The organism is Mesorhizobium sp. M5C.F.Ca.IN.020.32.2.1, assembly GCF_004023105.1.
GTDB classification, from domain to species: Bacteria; Pseudomonadota; Alphaproteobacteria; order Rhizobiales; family Rhizobiaceae; genus Mesorhizobium; species Mesorhizobium wenxiniae.
Genome location: NZ_RZSX01001576.1, coordinates 1 through 597, shown reverse-complemented (window position 1 = coordinate 597; position 597 = coordinate 1). Strand labels below are relative to the sequence as shown.

Here is a 597-nt window from a genome sequence, read left to right as displayed (position 1 = left end):
GCAATGATCTATTTCCTGGTGTTCTCGACGCTGGCGCTTGTAGTCGGTCTCGTCGTGTCGAACGTCGTCCAGCCGGGTGCCGGGATGCATATCGATCCGGCCACGCTCGACGCCACCAAGGTGGCGACCTATGCCGAAAAGGCGCACGACACCAGCATTGTCGGCTTCCTGATGAATGTAATCCCCGACACGATCACCGGCGCCTTCGCGAAGGGCGACATCCTGCAAGTGCTGTTCTTCTCGGTGCTGTTCGGTGTCGCTTTGGCCATGGTCGGCGACCGCGGCCGTCCGGTCGTCGATTTCCTGCAGGCACTGACCACGCCGATCTTCCGCCTCGTCGCCATTCTGATGAAGGCCGCGCCGATCGGCGCCTTCGGCGCCATGGCCTTCACCATTGGCAAATACGGCATCGGCTCGATCGCCAACCTCGCGATGCTGATCGGCACATTCTATCTGACCGCGCTGCTGTTCGTGCTGGTGGTGCTTGGCGCCGTTGCCCGCTACAACGGCTTCTCGATCCTGGCGCTGATCCGCTACATCAAGGAAGAGCTGCTGCTGGTGCTCGGCACCTCGTCCTCGGAAGCGGCACTGCCGGGA

The 597-nt window shown here is 62.3% G+C and carries 1 protein-coding gene; it reads left to right on the top strand.

The annotated features are described in order from the left end of the window. Nucleotides 1-597, top strand: a 597-nt coding sequence (locus tag EOA86_RS37545) for a cation:dicarboxylase symporter family transporter (RefSeq protein ID WP_128345885.1), incomplete at both ends; no start/stop codon positions are given.